Raw genomic sequence first — 1,068 nt, 5'->3', positions numbered from 1 at the left:
CGGGGCCCAACCGCCGCCCGTCCCCTCCTCACCGCAGGATCACCACCGCGCGGATCACCCGTGCGCAGTCACCGCGGGCGGCGGTCAGCGGGCGCGGTGGGCGCGGATCAGCTCCGCGTACCGCTCGCCGCTGGCCTTCACCGTCCGCCGCTGGGTGGCGTAGTCGACGTGCACCAGGCCGAACCGCTTGTCGTAGCCGTACGCCCACTCGAAGTTGTCCAGCAGCGACCAGGCGAAGTAGCCCGCCAGCGGGGCGCCCTGGGCGACCGCGCGGGCGCAGGCGGCCAGGTGGCCCTCCAGGTAGGCCGTCCGCTCGGTGTCCTGGATCCGGCCGTCCGCCGTCACGGTGTCCTGGTAGGCGGACCCGTTCTCGGTGATGTAGATCTTCCGGACGCCGTACTCCTCGGTGAGGCGCATCAGCAACTGGTGGATGCCGTCCGCGTCCACCTCCCAGCCCATCGCGGTGTGCTCGGCGTTCGGGCCGGGGGTCTGCCGGAAGTGCGGCGCCGGGCCGGTCGGGTCGTCGGCGACGAACTGGCGGAAGTAGTAGTTCAGCCCCATCCAGTCGAGCGGCGCCGAGATCAGCTCCATGTCGCCGTCCCGGACGGGCAGTTCGACGCCGTAGAGCTTGACCATGTCCTCCGGGTAGCCGCGGCCGAGGACCGGGTCGAGCCACCAGCGGTTGATGTGGCCGTCGGCCCGGACGGCGGCGAGGCGGTCGGCCTCGCTGTCGCTGGCCGGGATCACCGGGCTGAGGTTGTTGACGATGCCGACCTGGACGCCCGGGACGGCCGCACGCAGCGCCTGCACCGCGAGGCCGTGGCCGAGGTGCAGGTGGTACGAGGTGCGGACGGCGGCGGTCAGGTCCGTCCAGCCCGGCGCCATCTTGCCCTCGAGGTGGCCGATCCACGAGGAGCAGAGCGGCTCGTTGAGGGTGGCCCAGTGCTTCACCCGGTCGCCGAGCCGGCCGGCGACCCCCCCCCCGTACTCGCCGACGCGCGCCGGCGGGGGGCGGGCGGGGCCACCCCCCCGGGCCCGGAGGGGGCGGGGGGGGGGCGCGCGGGGGAC

Annotated in this window: 1 protein-coding gene; it reads right to left on the bottom strand. The window is 74.4% G+C overall.

Annotation, left to right across the window (positions count from 1 at the left end; translation table 11 throughout):
- Positions 1–84: 84 nt before the first annotated feature.
- The coding region (locus tag ACFV0G_RS33025) for a family 1 glycosylhydrolase (RefSeq protein WP_380555967.1) at positions 85–1,068 on the bottom strand (984 nt) is incomplete at its 5' end.

This window comes from Kitasatospora sp. NPDC059571, from assembly GCF_042735675.1.
Lineage (GTDB): Bacteria > Actinomycetota > Actinomycetes > Streptomycetales > Streptomycetaceae > Kitasatospora.
Note: the sequence above shows the minus strand (reverse complement) of the source record. Positions and strands in the feature narration are given on the sequence as shown.